This is a genomic window from Nostoc sp., from assembly GCF_036919575.1.
GTDB lineage: Bacteria > Cyanobacteriota > Cyanobacteriia > Cyanobacteriales > Nostocaceae > Nostoc.
The window spans coordinates 91,968-110,547 of record NZ_JBALBY010000082.1 but is presented as its reverse complement, the minus strand read 5'-3'; the positions used below and the strand labels follow the sequence as shown (position 1 = coordinate 110,547).

Below are 18,580 nucleotides of genomic sequence, written 5' to 3'. Positions count from 1 at the left end.
GGATATCGTTTGTATGCAAATTCCTATCATTGATTTCAATCCTTTTCTTATAGGTGACTCAACTGCAAAAGAAGCTGTTGCTACACAAATTTCTCTTGCTATTCATGAGGTCGGATGTTTCTACCTCAAAAATTATGGTATTTCTCAGACTCTAATTGCTCAAGTCTTTTCACAAACTGAGTGCTTTTTTGCACTACCGGAGCATGAAAAAGAGCAAGTATCTTTCTTTCCAGACCGGAATCTTCGCGGCTATCATAATTTTAAAAAGAGCGAAGATCAACACAACGCAAATGAGCTAATGACTGAAGGATTTCATTTTGGAAAAGAAATTACTCCTGCTCAAGTTGGTGCGATTGAAGATCCTTTTTTTGAACCGAATAAATGGCCTGAAAATCCGACTCAGTTTCATGAAGTGATGATGGAATTTTTCACGGGTTGCCACGAAAGCGCCCTGAAAGTATTCCAAGCTTTAGCTATTTCCCTGAGAATTCCAGAAGATTACTTTACAAATTTATATTCAGAGCAGAATCACGGTATAGTTTTGCATCACTACCCATCTATATATCAGCCTCCAGAACTAGGAAAAGTTTATCTGGCAGAACATACCGACATCGGAACGCTGACATTTTTATTTCAAGATTCAGAAGGTTTAGAAGTATATACAAATGCTGGAAAATGGGTTGTAGCGCCCTTCATTACTGATGCAATTATAGTATTGGTGGCAGATTTAATGCAGCGATGGACGAACGATAAATTTTGCGCCACCCGACATCGAGTTATAGTTCCAACTCAATCTCACAGTGCTAAACAAAGGTACTCATCCGCCTTTTTCACAGGCCCTAATTACGATGCTCAAATTAACTCTATTAAGACTTGCTTAGATATAAATGAAGTGCCTAAGTATCCACCAATTCTTGCACAGGAATATTTCAAGCAGCCAAAAGGATAGCTACTAATTTAGATTCAATAAATGGACAAACTACAATTGCTAGCAAAATCAAATCCTCCAACTTGGTTAAAAATTCTGGTAATTAGCCTGATTGGGTTAGGTATTTTCTTTCGTTTTACCCATTTAGGGCAAAAAGTGTATTGGTACGATGAAATTGCTACATCGCTGGCAATATCTGGTCATACGCTAGCTGAGGTTAAACAAGAGGTTTTTAGCAATTGGGGCAATAATCAAGGCATAATTCCTGCCATCACTTTAGAGAAATATCAACATATTAACCCAGATCGATCTGTGGCTGATACAGTTCGCTACTTAATAACTTCAGACCCGCAACATCCACCTTTGTATTATGTAATGGTGAGATTGTGGGCGCAAGTCTTTGGGGATTTTCCGGCGGGAGTCAGGAGTTTATCAGCAGTAATCAGTCTGTTGATATTTCCTAGTGTGTATTGGTTGTCTTTAGAGTTATTTGAATCACCACTAGTAGGGTGGGTAGGAATGGCTGTGATGGGGATTTCTCCCTTGCAGGTTTTCTTTGCCCAAGATGCACGAGAATATGGTCTGTGGATGGTGATGATCCTAGTATCAAGTGCTGCTTTGTTGCGAGCCATTCGCCGAGAAAGTTTCTTTACCTGGGCTGTGTATGCTCTCACCCTAGCCTTGGGATTCTACACCCATTTATTAACAGTAATGGTTGCGATCGCTCATGGTATTTATGTAGTTATTAGGCAAGAGTTTCGCTTTCACAAAACCCTGCGTAATTATTTACTGAGTTCAATAGCAGCTTGCTTAATGTTTTTACCCTGGCTAAGGGTGCTGATTACCAAAGCTGACACAGCAACAAATCTTTTGTCATGGATAACATTTAAAACAGATAGTCCTTTTGACCTGATTGGAATTTGGCTCAGTCGGATTAGCCGAATATTTTTTGATTTTAATTTGGCTTCCGATGATGCTTGGGTCAATAATTTCTCTACGGAAAGCCCTTTGTTTTATAGTATTCCTACGATAATAGCCAGTTTATTGTTGATTATTTACATTATCATATTCTTGAGCGATCGCCTATCAACTAACACTAGTTTATTTATTGCTTTATTAGGGGGATTTCCCGGTTTAACATTGCTTTTATACGACCTAATTTTTGGAGGAATTCGTTCCATTTATTTTCGCTATCAGTTACCGTTATACCTCAGCATCCAAATTGCTGTAGTCTATATTTTAGCTTTCCATCTTTTCTTGGCAAATAACTGGCAGAAAAACCTTTGGCAAATTATGGCGGTGGGATTACTCATTTCTGGGCTAGTTTCTGATATTAGATTTTTTCAGGCTGAAACTTGGTGGTCACAAATCGGTGGCAAGAATTTGCTAGCAATGAGTCAACTTATTAATCAATCTAATAGTATTTTATTGGTAAGTAGCAAAAATGATTATAACTTGGGAGTTATCCTCACCTTAAGCCATAACTTAAAGCCCAAAGTTGGCTTAGTTACAATCCAAAATGACCAGTTACCAATAATTCCTCAATATTACAATCCTATTTTCTTTGTTGATGATTTAGAAAATAGTTTGGCTCATCAACTTGAGAAGGATAAAACTAACTCACTGAAATTAGTCTACCCACTTGAAGGGTTTTGGCAAATCAATAAAAATCAGAAAACGTGAATATTACTGATTATAGCAACCTCAATAAAAAACATTAAGAGAGTAGAAACTGAATGAAGAAACATATTAAATACTTTAATATTAATTTCCTGAGTGCATTAGACGTAGGTTGGGTGGAGCGGAGCGCAACCCAACTGATTATCAGGATGTTGGGTTACGCAAAGCCTCCACCCAACCTACAATTTTTTTCAGAAATCAAATATGATTCCTATAGTGTAGAAAGTGAATGAAAAAATATATTAACTACTTTAATATTAATTTACTGAGAGATAAAGTCTACTTGTATATTTCTTCGGCGCTTATAAGTCGGTTTTTTCGTTTTGTTGTAGTCGGTTTTAGTGGGGTAATTGTAGACTTGGGGACATTTTATTTATTTCATAATTTATTATCTTTGGTGTTAACTTCGAGTGCAATGCTTTCAACAGAAATGGCAATTATTAATAATTTTATCTGGAATGATATATGGACATTTAGTGATGTGTCTTTTCAGCAAAAAACCAGTCAGAAATTCCAACGTTTCGTCAAGTTTAATCTCATTTGTTTCGTTGGACTTATTTTCAATAGCCTAATTGTAAATTTCCTATTTTATGAATTTCAAGTGAATGAATACATAGCTAAATTGGTAGCGATCGCTTGTGTGACACTTTGGAATTTCTGGCTCAACCTGAAGATGAATTGGCAATTAACAAAGACAGAAGTAGATGTAGTTGTAGATATTTAAGGAAAAAATCATGTTAAGACCACTAATTATGTTTGGTTATAGCTTAATTTTTATAATTACTATAATTTTTTCTTCTGGATTATTGAATGTAATTTTACCCTATTACAAGACTATCCAAAATCTTGGTGAAATCAGTGTTAAATGGCAATATTTGACTGAACACAAAGATGATTATGACGCTATTTTTCTAGGCCCAAGTACTACTTACTTTGGAGTGATACCGAAATTGTTTGATGAATACATGACGACAGAAGGTAAAAGTGTAAAATCTTTCAACTTTGGTATCGCAGGTGCAAATGTATCAGAACTAGATTTTTACTTACAAAAAATTCTGGCTTTAGAACCAGCAAACTTAAAGTGGATATTTCTAGATTGCTCAGTTGACCTATTTACAAACATTGGTTCTACTTCCGCTCAAGAGATATATTGGCATACTCCTCGGAAAACACTAGAAAATTTCCAATTAATTTTGGAATCATCAATCGATAGCTGGAAAGTAAAAGTTCCATATATATACGCTAACTTTCAAAGCTTTATCTACCGATGGCTAGGGATTGGTCAGCTTTCTACTTTGTGGCAGGAAGGAATATTAAATTTAGATTTATCAAATTCAGATCCATTAGCAAAAGTATCTGAGGATAGACTCATACAAGAATCTGGATATTACGCAATAGATTGGCAAAAAAAAGCTGATAAATGGAAGACTATATTCCGAACAAATGGTTTGGACACTTATCAAAAAAATCTCAAAAATGAACAAACAAAATTAGCAAATTTAAATTCAGAAAATACATTTAACGATCCATCTACAATATATGGAGCGAAAATGATGAAAAATATTGCTTCCCGGATTGAACAACAGCAAATTAACAAAAATAAAATGGAAGCTATATTTTTTATTCCTCCAATTCTCGAAACTGATTCAAACCCATCTGCTATTTACAGAGCATATAAATCAGGATATATCGAGACTCTATTTGCTTTTAATAATCCCAATAATTTTACTAATTTATATGAACTAGATCGCAGAATTGATAGCGCACATCTCAATCATCAAGGCGCTGAAGAGTTTACACTTTTACTGGCATCAGAATTTACTCAATATTTGAATAATTCTGGAGAAAAACTTATGAGTGGTAGGCTTTGAATGCCTAGTTTCTATTACCTAATCACTAATTCAATATAAATATGGTATTCACAGAATTTCGGTTTATATTTTTCTTCCTGATTGTTTTCTGCATTTATTGGGCTTTGCAAAAACACAATCATCAAAAATTGTGGCTGCTAGTCTGTAGTTATATATTCTATAGTGCTTGGGATTGGCGCTTCCTTTTTTTGCTCTTGCTATCGACAGTCATTGATTACTTTGTCGGTTTAATGCTGTCTAGACCACAGGTTAGTGATTTGCAAAGCGCCGTATCAGAACCAGCAATCTCAACAACCGATATAGTCGAGGAGAGAAAAACTACAAGTTTTTGCAATTGGGATGCTTTACTGAATAAGCCACAGAATCAGCAACAGCGCCAAAGATGGTTGATACTTAGTTTAGTAGCAAATCTAGGAATATTAGGATTTTTTAAGTACTATAACTTCTTCACTGATTCTGCTGCCAGCTTCTTAACTTTTTTGGGTTTACCTATAAACCTTAAAACCCTTAACATTATTCTTCCAGTAGGCATTAGTTTTTACACGTTTCAAATTCTGAGTTATTCCCTTGATATCTATCTAGGTAAACTCAAAGCTGTGAGAAATTTTTGGGATTTTTCTCTATTTGTAACTTTTTTCCCTCAACTGGTTGCAGGGCCTATTGTTCGTGCATCTACTTTTTTACCGCAACTGCTAATCCCAAAAAATTTAGGCGAGGTTGATTTTCGGGGATGTTTAATGCTTTTTTTTGTAGGGTATTTTAAGAAAGCCTGCATTTCGGATAATCTTTCTCCTTTAGTAGAACAGTATTTTAGGAATCCAGAAAATTATACTTTCTTGAGTTGTTGGATTGCTGTTATTGCTTTTGTCATACAAGTATACTGTGATTTTTCTGGTTATTCAGATATGGCGATCGCGTCTGCCGGTTTACTTGGATACAAACTACCTCTAAACTTTAATTTTCCCTACTTTGCCAGTAATATAACTGATTTGTGGCAACGTTGGCACATTACTCTCTACAGTTGGTTACGAGATTATATTTATGTTCCTTTAATGAGAAGGCGACCAAAAGCTGAACGTACAGAACTGTTTAAATACAGAAATATTCTCATTTTGATGCTTTTATCAGGACTCTGGCACGGCGCTGCTTGGCATTTTGTAATCTGGGGTGGATTAAATGGCATCGCCTTAGTTATTCAAAAACAATGGTCAGATTGGGTCGCTCCCTATAAGGCATTGTTACCTTTAAGAAAGATGCTAGGTCTTCCCATAACATTTTACTGCTTTTGTGCCTTTGCCGTCTTCTTTGGAAGTAACGATCTTAGCAGTGCGATACAAATAGAGAAATCTTTTTTGTTCTTGACTTCTCTTGGTTCTCAAAATCTCAATCTCCAAATTGCATGGATTTTTGTACCTTTAATTATGCTCCACTGGGCAGCTTATAAGGGTTGGTTTGCCGATTGGTGGCGTAAAATTCCTAGTTGGAGTTTTGCTGTTTTATTTGGGGTTTTGGTTTCAGCAATATTTAGGCTGACAGCCATTAATCCTCAACCTTTTGTTTATTTTCAGTTTTAGTAGTGTTTGATTATTCTTTTAACGTAGACGCAGAGCGGCTTGCCGCAGGCTACCACAGAGGCACAGAGAACACAGAGGAAGAGAGAAGATGAGTAGTTTATTAATTACGAATTATGACCAAGCTGGAAATAATTAAAAATAAAAATATTGAATCTATTTACCCTCTTTCTCCTATGCAGCAGGGTATGCTTTTTCATACTCTGTATGAGCCTGAATCTGGAGTATATCTTGAGCAGTTCTGTTTAACGCTCTCTGGAAATCTAGATATTATAGTGCTTCAGCAAGCCTGTTTGCGAGTAGTGAAGCGTCACCCAGTTTTGCGTACCCTTGTTGTTTGGGAAAAGCAGGAAGAGCCTCTTCAGGTAGTATGTAAGCAAGTAGAGTTACCTTGGCAGAACTATGATTGGCGTTCCTTATCTGCAACAGAACAACAAGAGCGGTTAGAAGCTTTCTTACAAGCAGATCGAGTCCAAGGCTTCGTTCTTGACAAAGCTCCACTCATGCGCTTCACCTTAATTCAAATCGCTGATGATACTTACGAATTTGTCTGGAGCTTTCATCACCTGCTGATTGATGGCTGGAGTTGGCCAATTCTCTGCAAAGAAGTCTTTGTATTTTACAATGCCTTACTTAAAGGCAATTATTTATATTTAAATACTCCCCGTCCTTACCGATATTACATAAATTGGCTACAGCAACAAGATTTAAAAGCAGCAGAAACATTTTGGGGACAACAACTTCATGGCTTTACTAGCCCTACCCGTCTGCTACTAGATCGGGGTGAGGCGCACAATTTACAACAACCAAAAACCTATCACGAGCAGCACTGCTATTTATCGGCAACTATAACTGCTGCTTTACAGTCTCAGGCACAGCAGTATCATTTGACACTTTCAACTTTCGTCCAAGCTGCTTGGGCGCTTTTACTCAGTCGCTACACCGATGAGTCTGAGGTAGTATTTGGAGCAACTGTTTCCGGTCGTCCTCCCACTTTATCGGGGGTGGAATCTATGGTGGGACTATTCATTAATACTCTACCAGTCAGGGTGAAAGTACCAACAGCAACTTCTTTATGGCAATGGCTGAGGAAATTGCAGGCTCAACAGGTAGAGCGATCGCAGTATTCTTGGTGTCCGTTAGTAGAAATTCAGGCTATTAGTGAAATTCCCCAAGAATTACCCCTGTTTGAAAGCATTGTGGTGTTTGAGAACTACCCACACGATACGTCTTTATCAAATCCAGGTGGCAGCATCCAGATTACTAAACGGCGAGTCATTGAACAAACCAATTATCCACTCACAGTCATTGCCGTACCAGGACAAGAGTTATTTCTACGCATTCTTTATGATGGTAGCCGCTTTGATGCTGAAACGATTAACCGCATGATCGGGCATCTTGTGACTTTGTTAGAGGGTATGATCGCTAACGTCGAGCAGACGGTAAAAGAGATATCCATGCTAACTGCTACTGAGCAACGCCAAATCTTAGTATGGAATGATACCAAAACAGATTATCCTCACAAATGTATCGCTCAGTTGTTTGAAGAACAGGTGGAACGGACACCGGATGCAGTAGCAGTCTCATTCCAATCCCAACAACTGACTTACCAGCAGTTAAATTGTCAGGCTAACAAGTTAGCGCACCATCTACAAAAACTTGGGGTAAAACCAGAAGTGCGGGTAGGGATTTGCGTTGAGCGTTCTTTATCGATGATAGTAGGACTTTTGGCAACCCTCAAAGCTGGTGGCGCTTACGTACCTTTAGATCCGCGATCGCCCCAAGAACGCTTAACCTATATGTTGAGTGATTCTCAAGTGTCGGTGTTGCTGACAGATTCATCAATTGCCTTATCTGAGCCATCATTAACAGTAGTTTGCATAGATACATCGGATTTCTGCCAAAACAGTGAGGAAAATCCTGTGAGTCAAGTCACACCAGAGAACTTGGCTTATGTCATGTATACTTCTGGCTCAACTGGTAAGCCCAAAGGTGTAGCCATGAGTCAGCGTTCTTTGGTGAACCTTTTATATTGGCAAATGGGCGAAAGTGCTTTAAGTTGTGCCAAAACTTTGCAATTTGCTTCCATCAACTTCGATGTCTCTTTTCAAGAAATCTTCTCTACCTGGTGTAACGGCGGAACCTTAGTTTTAATCACCGCAGAAATACAGAAAGATGGGTTTGCATTATTACAGTTAATTGCCAAAGAAAAGATAGAAAGACTATTTTTGCCCTTCGTCGCCCTCCAGCAATTAGCCAACGCCGCCTCTATTTCTAAATCTTATCCTGCATCTTTGCGTCAGATTATGACTGCTGGAGAACAGTTACAAGTTACTCCTGTTTTAGTCAACTTTTTTAGTCAACTTCCTGGTTGTACGCTGCAAAATCAGTACGGCCCAACGGAGAGCCATGTAGTAACAAGTTTTACTTTAAAAGATGCTTCGCCACTTCCGCCCATTGGTCGCCCGATCGCAAATACGCAAATCTACATCCTTGACCGCCATCTGCAACCATTACCAATTGGAGTTCCTGGAGAATTGTATATCGGTGGTGTTGCGATCGCCAGAAGTTATATTAATTCCCCGGAATTGACGGCTGAGAAATTCATTCCTAACCCATTTGCGAAAGACGGGAGTCGTTTGTATAAGACAGGCGATCGCGCTCGATATTTACCTGATGGCAACATCGAATTTCTCGGTCGAATTGACAATCAAGTGAAGGTGCGGGGTTTTCGCATCGAACTGGGAGAAATTGAAACCGTACTCGCCGCACACCCGCAGGTAAAAGAAGCAGTAGTTATCGCCAGAGTTGACCAACCAGGAAACAAGCGCCTAGTCGCTTACATTGTCCCCAAACAGCACTTAGACACCAGCGAACTGCTTTGTTATCTCAAACAAAAGCTACCTGAATATATGCTACCTTCTGCTTTTGTAAAGTTGCTGGATGCCCTACCTCTAACCCCCAGTGGTAAAATAGAACGCCGTGCTTTACCAGCACCTTTGAGTCGGGAAACACGTAACGTCTCTACAGACTTGATCCCACCCCGTACTGCAACTGAAGAAGTTTTGACAGCAATCTGGAGTGATGTTTTAGGACTAGAAAAAGTTGGTATCCACGACAACTTCTTTGCATTAGGAGGGCATTCCCTATCAGCAATGCAAGTCATTGCTCGGTTGCGAGAAACCTTCAAAGTGGAGTTACCGATAAGCTGTCTGTTTGATTACCCGACAGTAGTCGAGCTAGATCGGCAAATTTCAGAATACCGCCAAAACGATTTGCTACTCATAACTCCATCTCTCAAACCAGTACCTCGAAACACAAAAGAGTTGCCAATCTCTTTGACTCAGCTTGAGTTTTGGATATTAGCTCAATTGCATCCTGGCATTCCTGTCTATAATATTCTACTGGCTTATCGCTTGACGGGTTTACTCAACGTCAATGCTCTAGTGCAAAGCCTCGTGGAAATTGTGCGTCGTCACGAAGCTTTGCGAACTACTTTTGCGATCGCTTCCAGCGGGGCAAAGCCCATCGCAGATAAACAAGTGGTTCAGAAAATTGCTCAACAGCCCATATTGCCATTTTCGGCGGTAGATTTGCGAAAACTTTCTGAATCTAAAACTGAGCGAAAGGCTTTGGCTCAAAGATTTGTGAGCGAGGAAAAAAACCAGCCTTTCGATCTAGAACAAGAGCCTTTGTTACGCATCAAGCTGCTACGGCTCTCTGATGCCGAGCATTTACTAATAATAACTATCCATCATCTAGTTTGTGATGGTTGGTCTGTGAGTGTGTTTTTACAGGAGCTAACAAAATTATACGCAGCATTTTGTCATGGTCAGCCTTCACCGCTTCCCGATTTACCCATCCAATATGCTGACTTTGCCCATTGGCAACAGCAGTGGGTTGCTCGTCCTGCTTTCGTGTCTGACCTTAACTACTGGAAGCAGCAACTAGGCAATAGCACACTTTTACTACAGTTACCTACTGACCGTCCGCGCTTACCAGTACGAACTTTTCAAGGTGCAAGTCAAACTTTCATCATCCCTAAGAGCCTAACAAATGCTCTTAAACATCTGAGCCAACAGCACAATGTAACTTTATTTGTCACTCTGCTAACAGCCTTTAAAATAGTTCTATTTTATTACACCGGACAGTCAGATATTATTGTGGGTACTCCCTTTGCCAATCGCCAGCAATTGGAAACGAAAGGACTTATTGGATGCTTTATTAACACATTACCAATACGTACATACTTCGGGGGCGATCCAAGTCTGAGAGAGTTGCTGTATCAGGTGCGTGGATGTTTTTTAGCAGCTGACCATCGACAACAAATTCCCTTCGTGAAGTTAGTAGAAGCACTACAGCCAAAACGAGAACCAAGCCATTCTTTGCTCTATCAAGTGATGTTTAACTTTTTGCCTCCATCAGATTTAAAACTGACAAATTTAACTGTTCATCCCTGGTCTGTTGAAAGTAAAACAGCGGAGTTTGATTGGGATATTTATCTTCAACAAACAACATTAGGAAGTATTGAAGGGAAATGGTGCTACAAAATAAATTTGTTTGATGCTACTACTATTAGCCGTGCGGTAACTCAGTTTCTAGTGTTGCTTGAGCTTCTAATTACTAATCCCGAATGCCGCCTAACTGATCTTTCCTTATTATTTCAGCGGCATAATTCTCAATGCCGTGCAATGTAGGTACATATAACAGCAGGGGGCAGGGGGAACAGAATAAGAATACGTGTAATTAATTCTGTTTAGGTACTTAACTTATATGTCAGATGTACAGATTATGGAAAAAACAAGGCTGACTGTTTTACAGGAAATGCGGCTATTTATCATTGTTTGGGTAGGACAGTTGATCGCCTTAATTGGTTCGAGTACCACTGCCTTTGCCTTAGATATCTGGGTTTACGATCACACCGGATCAGTTACCCAGTTTGCTTTAGTCTCTCTGTTCAATACTCTACCGCTAATCTTAATTTCCCCGATCGCTGGGCCTCTGGTAGATAAGTGGGATCGTCGAAAGACAATGATTATCGCTGATGTCTTGGCGTGTTTGGGAACGATTGCGATCGGCGTTTTATTTGTCATCGGTCGGTTAGAAGTCTGGCACATTTACCTAGCCAATACCTTCACTGCTGTTTTCATGGCTTTTCACACACCTGCTTATACAGCATCGACAGTCTTAATAGTGCCGAAACAGCACCTTAATCGTGCCAACGGGCTAATGAGTCTGATGTTTGGTATTTCCCTAATCATTGCACCAACTCTCGGAGGTGTTTTACTAAGCATTGTCCATTTCCAAGGGATTATTTTGTTTCACGTAACGGCTGTATTTATTGCTGTTGTCTCCCTGATGCTAGTTCGGTTCCCGGAAGTTAACACAAGTGCAGTTGCAACTGCAAAAAGTTCATTCCTGAGTGAAGCAACTTACGGATTGACATATTTGACCACTCGACCAGGACTGCTGGGATTAGTGTTATTCTCAGCCTCCAGTTTTTATCTTGTGGGAGGTATTAATGTCATCACTATTCCGCTAGTGTTAAATTTCGTTTCAGTAAGCTTTTTGGGAACTATTCTTTCCCTATTTGGCATTGCGATTTTGACAGGTGGCTTGCTTGTCAGCATCTGGGGAGGGCTAGAACGCAACATGTATGCCATATACGGGTGTATGCTTTTGAGTGGCGTATTTATTTTCGTCGCCGGTTTGCAAGCCTCTCTTGTCATCTTCAGTGTTGGTATCTTCTTATTTTTCCTAACACAACCGATCATTTCCAGTTCCACACAAGCTGTGATGCAAAATAAAGTAGAACCTAGCGTGCAAGGTAGAGTTTTTGCGATCAAAGGAGCGATTGAAGCAGCCGCTTTCCCTTTAGGCTACATCACCATTGGTCCTTTAGCCGAGAAGGTTTTTGAACCATTAATGGTTACTGACGGTTCTTTAGCAGGAAGCATCGGACAAATCATCGGTGTGGGGTCAGGTCGTGGGATGGGTCTTCTACTTATGATTATGGGAGTCTTGACCATTTTAGAAACCTGTATTGCCTACTTGTACCCTCGCCTACGGTTTGTGGAAGATGAACTGCCTAATGTTAGTAATGCAGTTGCGTTGGCTACGCCCGCCGCAGGCATCGCTGCTGATACAGCTTCTGTACAAAAATACCCCACCCTAACCCTCCCCTTGTAAAGGGGAGGGAACTAGATTTCTTTTTCCCCCCTTTCTAAGGGGGGATTAAGGGGGGTAATTCACCGTACCCCAAGTAAGAGAAGGGTGTACTTCATTTACTTGCAAAGTGCTGTATTTTATTTTATGAATTTTCGATTTTTCAAAATAGGTAATTGTTAACTTAGTCTATAAATCGTAAAATTTTTGTATCTAAATTCAAAATTTCTGCTCTACATTAAATCCTGTGTTTTTTCATCGGTTAGTATTTTTGTATTTCAATCAAAAAAGATGTTCAGCTTATTTTAGAATATGCAAACCAAAGTTTCTCGCGGTCAATCCTTAAAGAATGATCCTTCTCCTCCGGCTTCTAATAAGTTTTGGGAGAATGTAAGAGCGATCGTTCAGCCTTACTGGTATCCCACAGAGTCTGGGGAAAGAGTATTTCCAGAGGTGATTCGGATCTGGGGGATGCTGATTCTCCTGATTTTATTAATAATCGCGCTAGTGGGCGTAACTGCCTTTAATAGCTTCGTGACTCGCTATATAACCGATGTCATTGAAGAGAAAGATTATCCTAACTTTATTAATACAATAGTAGTTTTCGGCGCTGCTCTTGTCTGCATAACACTCTTAAACGGATTTTCTAAACTTGTCAGAAAAAAAATCGCTCTTGATTGGTACAAATGGTTAAATAATCACATATTATCAAAATATTTGAGCAATCGTGCCTATTATAAAATCAACTTTAGATCCGATGTTGATAACCCAGATCAACGAATATCCCAAGAAATCGAACCCATTACCAGTAATGCTCTGAGTTTTTCAGCTATTTTCCTAGAAAAAGTGCTGGAAATGACGACTTTTTTAGTAATTCTTTGGTCAATTTCCCAATTTATTGCAATTGTTTTGGTTGTTTATACAATCGTAGGTAACTTGATTGCTATTTACTTAGGTCAACAATTGAATAAAATTAATCAAGAAGAACTAGAACTGAAAGCAGAATACAATTATTGTCTGACTCATGTTCGTAATCACGCTGAATCAATAGCTTTTTTTCAGGGCGAAAACCAAGAATCTAATATAATTCAACGAAGATTTATTAATCTCCTAAAAAATGTCGAACGCAAGATTAATTGGGAGAACAATCAGGAACTTTTTGATGGAGCATATAAGTCTGCTATTCAAATATTCCCATATCTGGTACTCGCACCTTTATATATGAGCGGTCAAGCTGATTTCGGAGAAGTTGTCCAAGCCAGTATAGCTTGTAATCAGTTTGCCTCGGCTATGGCAACATTAATTAGAGAATTTGGCAATTCTGGACGATTTTCCAGTTATGTTGAGCGTTTATCTGAGTTTTCAGATGCGTTAGAAGCAGTTACCAAACAACCAGATAATGTCAGTAGTATAAAAACAATAGAAGAAAACCGTTTAGCTTTCGAGAATGTCACCTTACAAACGCCAAACTATGAACAGGTGATCGTTGAAGATTTGTCACTTTCTGTTCAACCAGGAGAAGGCTTATTGATTGTTGGGCCGAGTGGGCGAGGTAAAAGTTCTCTGTTGAGAGCGATCGCTGGTTTGTGGAATGCGGGAACGGGTCGTCTGCTGCGACCTCCTCTGGAACAAGTCTTGTTTTTACCTCAACGTCCTTATATCATTTTGGGAACTTTACGCGAACAACTACTCTATCCGCAGACAAGTCGCCAAGTCAGCGATCAAGAACTCGAAGATGTTTTGCAAGAAGTTAACCTGCAAAATTTGGTGAAAAAAGTTGGCGGCTTTGATGCAGAAGTCCCTTGGGAGAATATCCTATCCTTGGGAGAACAACAACGCCTTGCTTTTGCACGATTGTTAGTTACTCATCCGAGCTTCACTATCTTAGATGAAGCAACGAGCGCTTTGGATTTGAAAAACGAAGGTAATTTATATCAACAATTACAAGAAACAAAAACAACTTTTATCAGTGTTGGACATCGGGAGAGTCTCTTTAATTATCATCAATGGGTTTTAGAACTTGCACAAGATTCCAGTTGGCAACTTGTGACTGTTCAGGATTATCGAAATCAAAAAACAATAAATATTCAAAGCACGCCTAATAATGAGTCGCAAAATCAATCACAAATATTGACAGAAACAATCACAAGTGAAAAGCTTTCTCATAAGGAAATAAGTGAATTAACTAATTATTCCATTAGCACTATCAGAAGTAAGGCAAGCAAAGGAGATTCTATTACTACTAAGGACGGCTTGACGTACCGCTATGACAAGAACCCAAGAGTGTTGAAATGGCTGAGAGTTTAGCGGTTTGACAATTTTAGAGTTTAGGTCACACCTTTGATGCCAATACTTCTCGGTTCCTTGTGTCAAGCTTAATTGAGATGCTCTTACCCTGACCCTCTAAGGTTTTCTGTGCAACATTTTTATCTAAGTATTTACTTAAATTTATATAATTATTATGTCTTAAATCTTTGCAAATAACATTGCTTTTTGGTGATTGATTTCTTAACTTTCTTAACTTTCTTAACTTTCTTAACTTTCTTAACTGTCCAATTAATTGTTCTAAATGCTATTGCATTTTCTTGAGAAAACTGAGATTATTTAATTGAAATTCTCAGCATATTAATTTAAAGGAAGCAAGTTTGTTTCAACGATAAATTAGTCTTTATCAAAAAAGAGTGAAGTCATCAGTCATATCAGGAGTTAGTTATGCTGCGATCGCAGCTATTCTTACAGCGTTGCGACAAGAACTAAATCAACGTTCTCAGAAATTACTTTTTTCATTAAGTGTCTATGTTTCAAACTCAAGTACAACATCCCATAGATAAAAATCAGATGCAGCCTACACAAGAATTACAACGAATAATCGTAGGTTCTTGGATTACGCAAGCTATTTATGTAGCGGCTCAACTGGGTATTGCTGATTTACTCAAGGATGGTTCTAAAAGTTATGCTGAATTAGCAACAATAGCTGGTGTAGATGTGCGATCGCTCTACCGACTATTACGCGCCCTTGCCAGTGTTGGTATATTTACTGAAGGTAGTTTAGGCTATTTTGAATTGACACCGCTTGCCCAATGCCTGCAAAGCGATCGCCCTGACTCCCTGCGTGCTTATGCTATCAAGTCTGGTCAAGCTTGGGAATGGCAACCTTGGGGACATCTACTTGAAAGTGTCAAAACCGGAAAACCTGTATTCAAAAATATCTTCGGGATGGAGATATTTGATTACTTAGCTACTGATGCCTCTGCCGTTAAAATATACAACCAAGCCATTAGTAGTTTTTCTGATAAACAAGATGCGCTGATCGCAGCAGGTTATGACTTTTCATCCATCCACAATTTAGTTGAGGTTGCAGGTGGACGCGGTACTTTGATTGCCTCAATTCTCAAGGCGAATTCGACAATGCAGGGGATTTTATTTGATTTATCCCATGTAGTTGCAGATGCCAAGCCTCTGATTGCAGACTTTGGATTGCAAGATCGTTGTCAACTAATTGGCGGGAACTTCTTTGAGTCAGTACCCCCAGGTGGAGACGCTTACTTACTGCGGTATATTATTCACGATTGGGATGATGAAAGAGCGATCGCCATTCTGAAAAATTGCTATCAAGCGATGCAGCCTGACGGTAAGCTGCTGCTAGTCGAAATGGTTATACCTCCAGGCAACGAACCATTCTATGGTAAACTTCTCGACTTGCAGATGCTTTTGAATTATGGAGGCCGTGAACGGACTGAAGCTGAGTATCAAGCTTTATTAGAAACAGCAGGCTTTTCAATCACAAAAATTCATCCAGTAGCGCCTCCAGTCAGCGTAATTGAGGCTATTCGCCTGTAAGTCATTTATAACTATTACATAGATTATCGGTCAAACAAAAATCGCAAAAAGTATATATAACTTCAGGTAGAAATGCAGGAAACATTGACATCTAAACATCTTGAACTACTTAACTTAAGTCCATTTCAAAGAATTTTACTAACAACTGACGGCACATTGACACAAATATTAGAAGCTTATTTTTTAGAAAAAATCCAGTTGGTCAAATTATCAGAAAAAGTAGTCATAATTACAAAATCTATTCCAGCCCTAGATTTAGATATTGGCACCCAAGTAATTGAGAGAAAAATATTATTACAAGGTAAAATTAGTCTAAATAATTTTATTTATGCTGAATCGATAATTGTACCTGAAAGACTAGATAACAGGTTGAATTCCAAGCTAATGGAATCTCAGGAACCAATGGGTAGGCTATGGTTAGAGCATAAACTTGAGGTATTTAAAGAAATAATCGATTCAGCAATAGAAACATCTGAGGACTTATCTGATTATTTTAATATAGCGAGAAAAGACAAAATGCTTTCTCGGACGTATCGAGTTTTTTCTAATAAAAAACCAGTAATAATGATTACAGAAAAATTTCCTGAAAGCTATTTTATTAACCAAGTTTAATATTTAAACAATTAGCGATTTGCTTGAGTCCATATAGTTTTAATTATTGAGGGAATAATGTTAGAAAAAAGACTGGTAGAGATTGTCAAGGAATATCCCGATAAAACTGCGATCGCATCTGATAATTTGAGAATTAGCTATCAAGAACTTTATGCTAATATTACACATTTAAGTAACCATTTAAGTACAATCGGTATTGTCCAAGGTGACTGCATAGCATTAATTTTGCCTAACAGTCCAGAATTTGCGATCGCCTTTTACGCTACTGCCAAACTAAATGCTATAGTTTTGCCAATCAATCCTCTTCTCAAAGAAGAAGAACTCAGCTACTACATTCTAGACAGTAATACTAAAGCAATTATTACCAATAGTCATGAATCAGAAAATATTCGCAAAATTATTTCAAAAATAGACAAAAAAATAGAATTAATAGTTATTAATCATACTCATTCGCTTACCAAAGAAGTAGATAACTCAATAATTACAGAAAGCACTTCTATTTTTAAAGGTGATGTGCTTTATCTATATTCCTCTGGTTCTACAGGTAAACCTAAAAGAGTTTGTAGAAGCCAAGATAATCTATCTCACGAAATTACAAACTTGAGTGAGACAGCTAATATATCTGCGACAGATAATATCTTATGTATAGTGCCACTGTATCACGCACATGGATTAGAAAATTGCTTGTTAGCTGCTATATATAATGGTGCAACTCTGGTGATTTTAGAACAAGTTTCGCATGAAGGAAAAACTATTGAAGTGCCATTTGTTTTTAGACGTTCAAGGGTATTAGAACTTATAGAAAAAGAAAAAATTACTATCTTACCTGCTGTTCCTTATATTTTGAACACTCTAGCAGAAACACCAGATGATACTCAAGTTGATGTTTCCATGTTGAAACTATGCTTTTCGGCAGGTAATTTTTTATCAAAAGAAATTTTTGATAAATTTATTCAGAGATTTGGCATTCCTGTAAGACAACTTTATGGTAGCACAGAAGCTGGTTCTATAGCGATTAATTTAGATCGAGATATAAATAACACCTATGATTCTGTAGGTTTACCTTTAAAAAATATCGAGATTAAAATTATTGATGATGCAGAAAAAGAACTACCAACTGGAAGTATTGGAGAGATAATCGTCAAAAGTAAAGCAGTGACTAAAGGATATTGTAATAAACCAGAAATAAATCAACAGACATTTAAAGATGGTTGGTTTTTCACTGGTGATTTAGGCAAGAAGGATGAAGACGGACATATTTATATTACTGGTAGAAAGCAAATCTTCATTGATACAGGAGGTCATAAAGTCGATCCATTAGAAATAGAAAACATCCTGATAACGCATAGTCAAGTTAAAGAAGCGGTTGTTGTTGGCATCAAAGGCTTGTATGCAGGAGAAATTATTAAAGCAGTTATTGTACCTCAAAACCGAGAGATTTATGACGAAAAAGATATTCTATCTTACTGTAGGAGCAAGTTAGCTGATTTTAAAATCCCAAAAATTATCGAATTTCGTGACGCGATTCCCAAAAGTCCATTAGGTAAAGTATTAAGAAAAAACTTAATTGATAATTTATCAGAAACTATAAAATTATGAAAAACATTGATTTAATTAAACAAGAAACTACAAATGTAGTTTTAAACGTTTTACCAAATATTAATAGTGAAGACTTATCCGAGTCTAGCAATCTTTTTAGTATGGGTCTAGATTCTGTCAATGCTATGTCACTTATACTTAAATTACAGAATAATTTTGGGATTAAATTTGCAGTTAATGAGATTAATGCAGAAAATTTTCAAAGCCTAGCAACTATTGTGAAACTGATCGATAAAAAGCAAGGCTGATAATTTTTGGAAATGGGCTTTTTTCGCAAAACTAAATACACCAGTGTATCCCTAAAAACCTGAAGC

At 38.1% G+C, this 18,580-nt stretch carries 12 protein-coding genes; all 12 read left to right on the top strand.

The genetic code is table 11. From position 1 onward, the window contains the following. The first annotated feature begins 13 nt into the window (after window positions 1-13). Window positions 14-949, top strand: a complete 936-nt coding sequence (locus V7K27_RS21430) for an isopenicillin N synthase family dioxygenase (RefSeq protein WP_334950095.1) — start codon at window positions 14-16, stop codon at window positions 947-949. A 21-nt stretch (window positions 950-970) separates the two neighbouring features. Then, window positions 971-2,611: a glycosyltransferase family 39 protein gene (locus V7K27_RS21425; RefSeq protein ID WP_334950094.1), complete on the top strand. Its 1,641-nt coding sequence runs from the start codon at window positions 971-973 to the stop codon at window positions 2,609-2,611. A gap of 226 nt (window positions 2,612-2,837) precedes the next feature. Continuing rightward, entirely contained in the window at window positions 2,838-3,332 is a 495-nt protein-coding gene (locus V7K27_RS21420) for a GtrA family protein (protein ID WP_334950093.1), read from the top strand. Between the two features lie 10 nt (window positions 3,333-3,342). Beyond that, the gene (locus V7K27_RS21415; protein WP_334950092.1) at window positions 3,343-4,479 is read left to right on the top strand and encodes a hypothetical protein; all 1,137 of its coding nucleotides are present in this window, start codon (window positions 3,343-3,345) and stop codon (window positions 4,477-4,479) included. Window positions 4,480-4,520: 41 nt separating this feature from the next. Then, window positions 4,521-6,053: an MBOAT family O-acyltransferase gene (locus V7K27_RS21410; RefSeq protein ID WP_334950091.1), complete on the top strand. Its 1,533-nt coding sequence runs from the start codon at window positions 4,521-4,523 to the stop codon at window positions 6,051-6,053. A 113-nt stretch (window positions 6,054-6,166) separates the two neighbouring features. Beyond that, on the top strand, window positions 6,167-10,747 hold the full coding sequence (locus V7K27_RS21405; protein WP_334950090.1) for an amino acid adenylation domain-containing protein: 4,581 nt from the start codon (window positions 6,167-6,169) through the stop codon (window positions 10,745-10,747). Window positions 10,748-10,823: 76 nt separating this feature from the next. Then, entirely contained in the window at window positions 10,824-12,239 is a 1,416-nt protein-coding gene (locus V7K27_RS21400) for an MFS transporter (protein ID WP_334950089.1), read from the top strand. A gap of 288 nt (window positions 12,240-12,527) precedes the next feature. Further along, window positions 12,528-14,522, top strand: coding sequence for an ABC transporter ATP-binding protein/permease (locus tag V7K27_RS21395; protein WP_334950088.1), 1,995 nt, complete (start codon window positions 12,528-12,530; stop codon window positions 14,520-14,522). A 489-nt stretch (window positions 14,523-15,011) separates the two neighbouring features. Next, window positions 15,012-16,055 carry a methyltransferase gene (locus V7K27_RS21390; protein ID WP_334950087.1) on the top strand — a complete coding sequence of 348 codons (1,044 nt, stop codon included), beginning with the start codon at window positions 15,012-15,014 and terminating at the stop codon, window positions 16,053-16,055. A gap of 72 nt (window positions 16,056-16,127) precedes the next feature. Then, window positions 16,128-16,667, top strand: a complete 540-nt coding sequence (locus V7K27_RS21385; RefSeq protein ID WP_334950086.1) for a chorismate--pyruvate lyase family protein — start codon at window positions 16,128-16,130, stop codon at window positions 16,665-16,667. Window positions 16,668-16,724: 57 nt separating this feature from the next. Continuing rightward, entirely contained in the window at window positions 16,725-18,266 is a 1,542-nt protein-coding gene (locus V7K27_RS21380; protein ID WP_334950085.1) for a class I adenylate-forming enzyme family protein, read from the top strand. Continuing rightward, the gene (locus V7K27_RS21375) at window positions 18,263-18,514 is read left to right on the top strand and encodes an acyl carrier protein (RefSeq protein WP_334950084.1); all 252 of its coding nucleotides are present in this window, start codon (window positions 18,263-18,265) and stop codon (window positions 18,512-18,514) included. The genes V7K27_RS21380 and V7K27_RS21375 overlap by 4 nt, the downstream gene beginning before the upstream one ends. The last annotated feature ends 66 nt before the right edge of the window (window positions 18,515-18,580 follow it).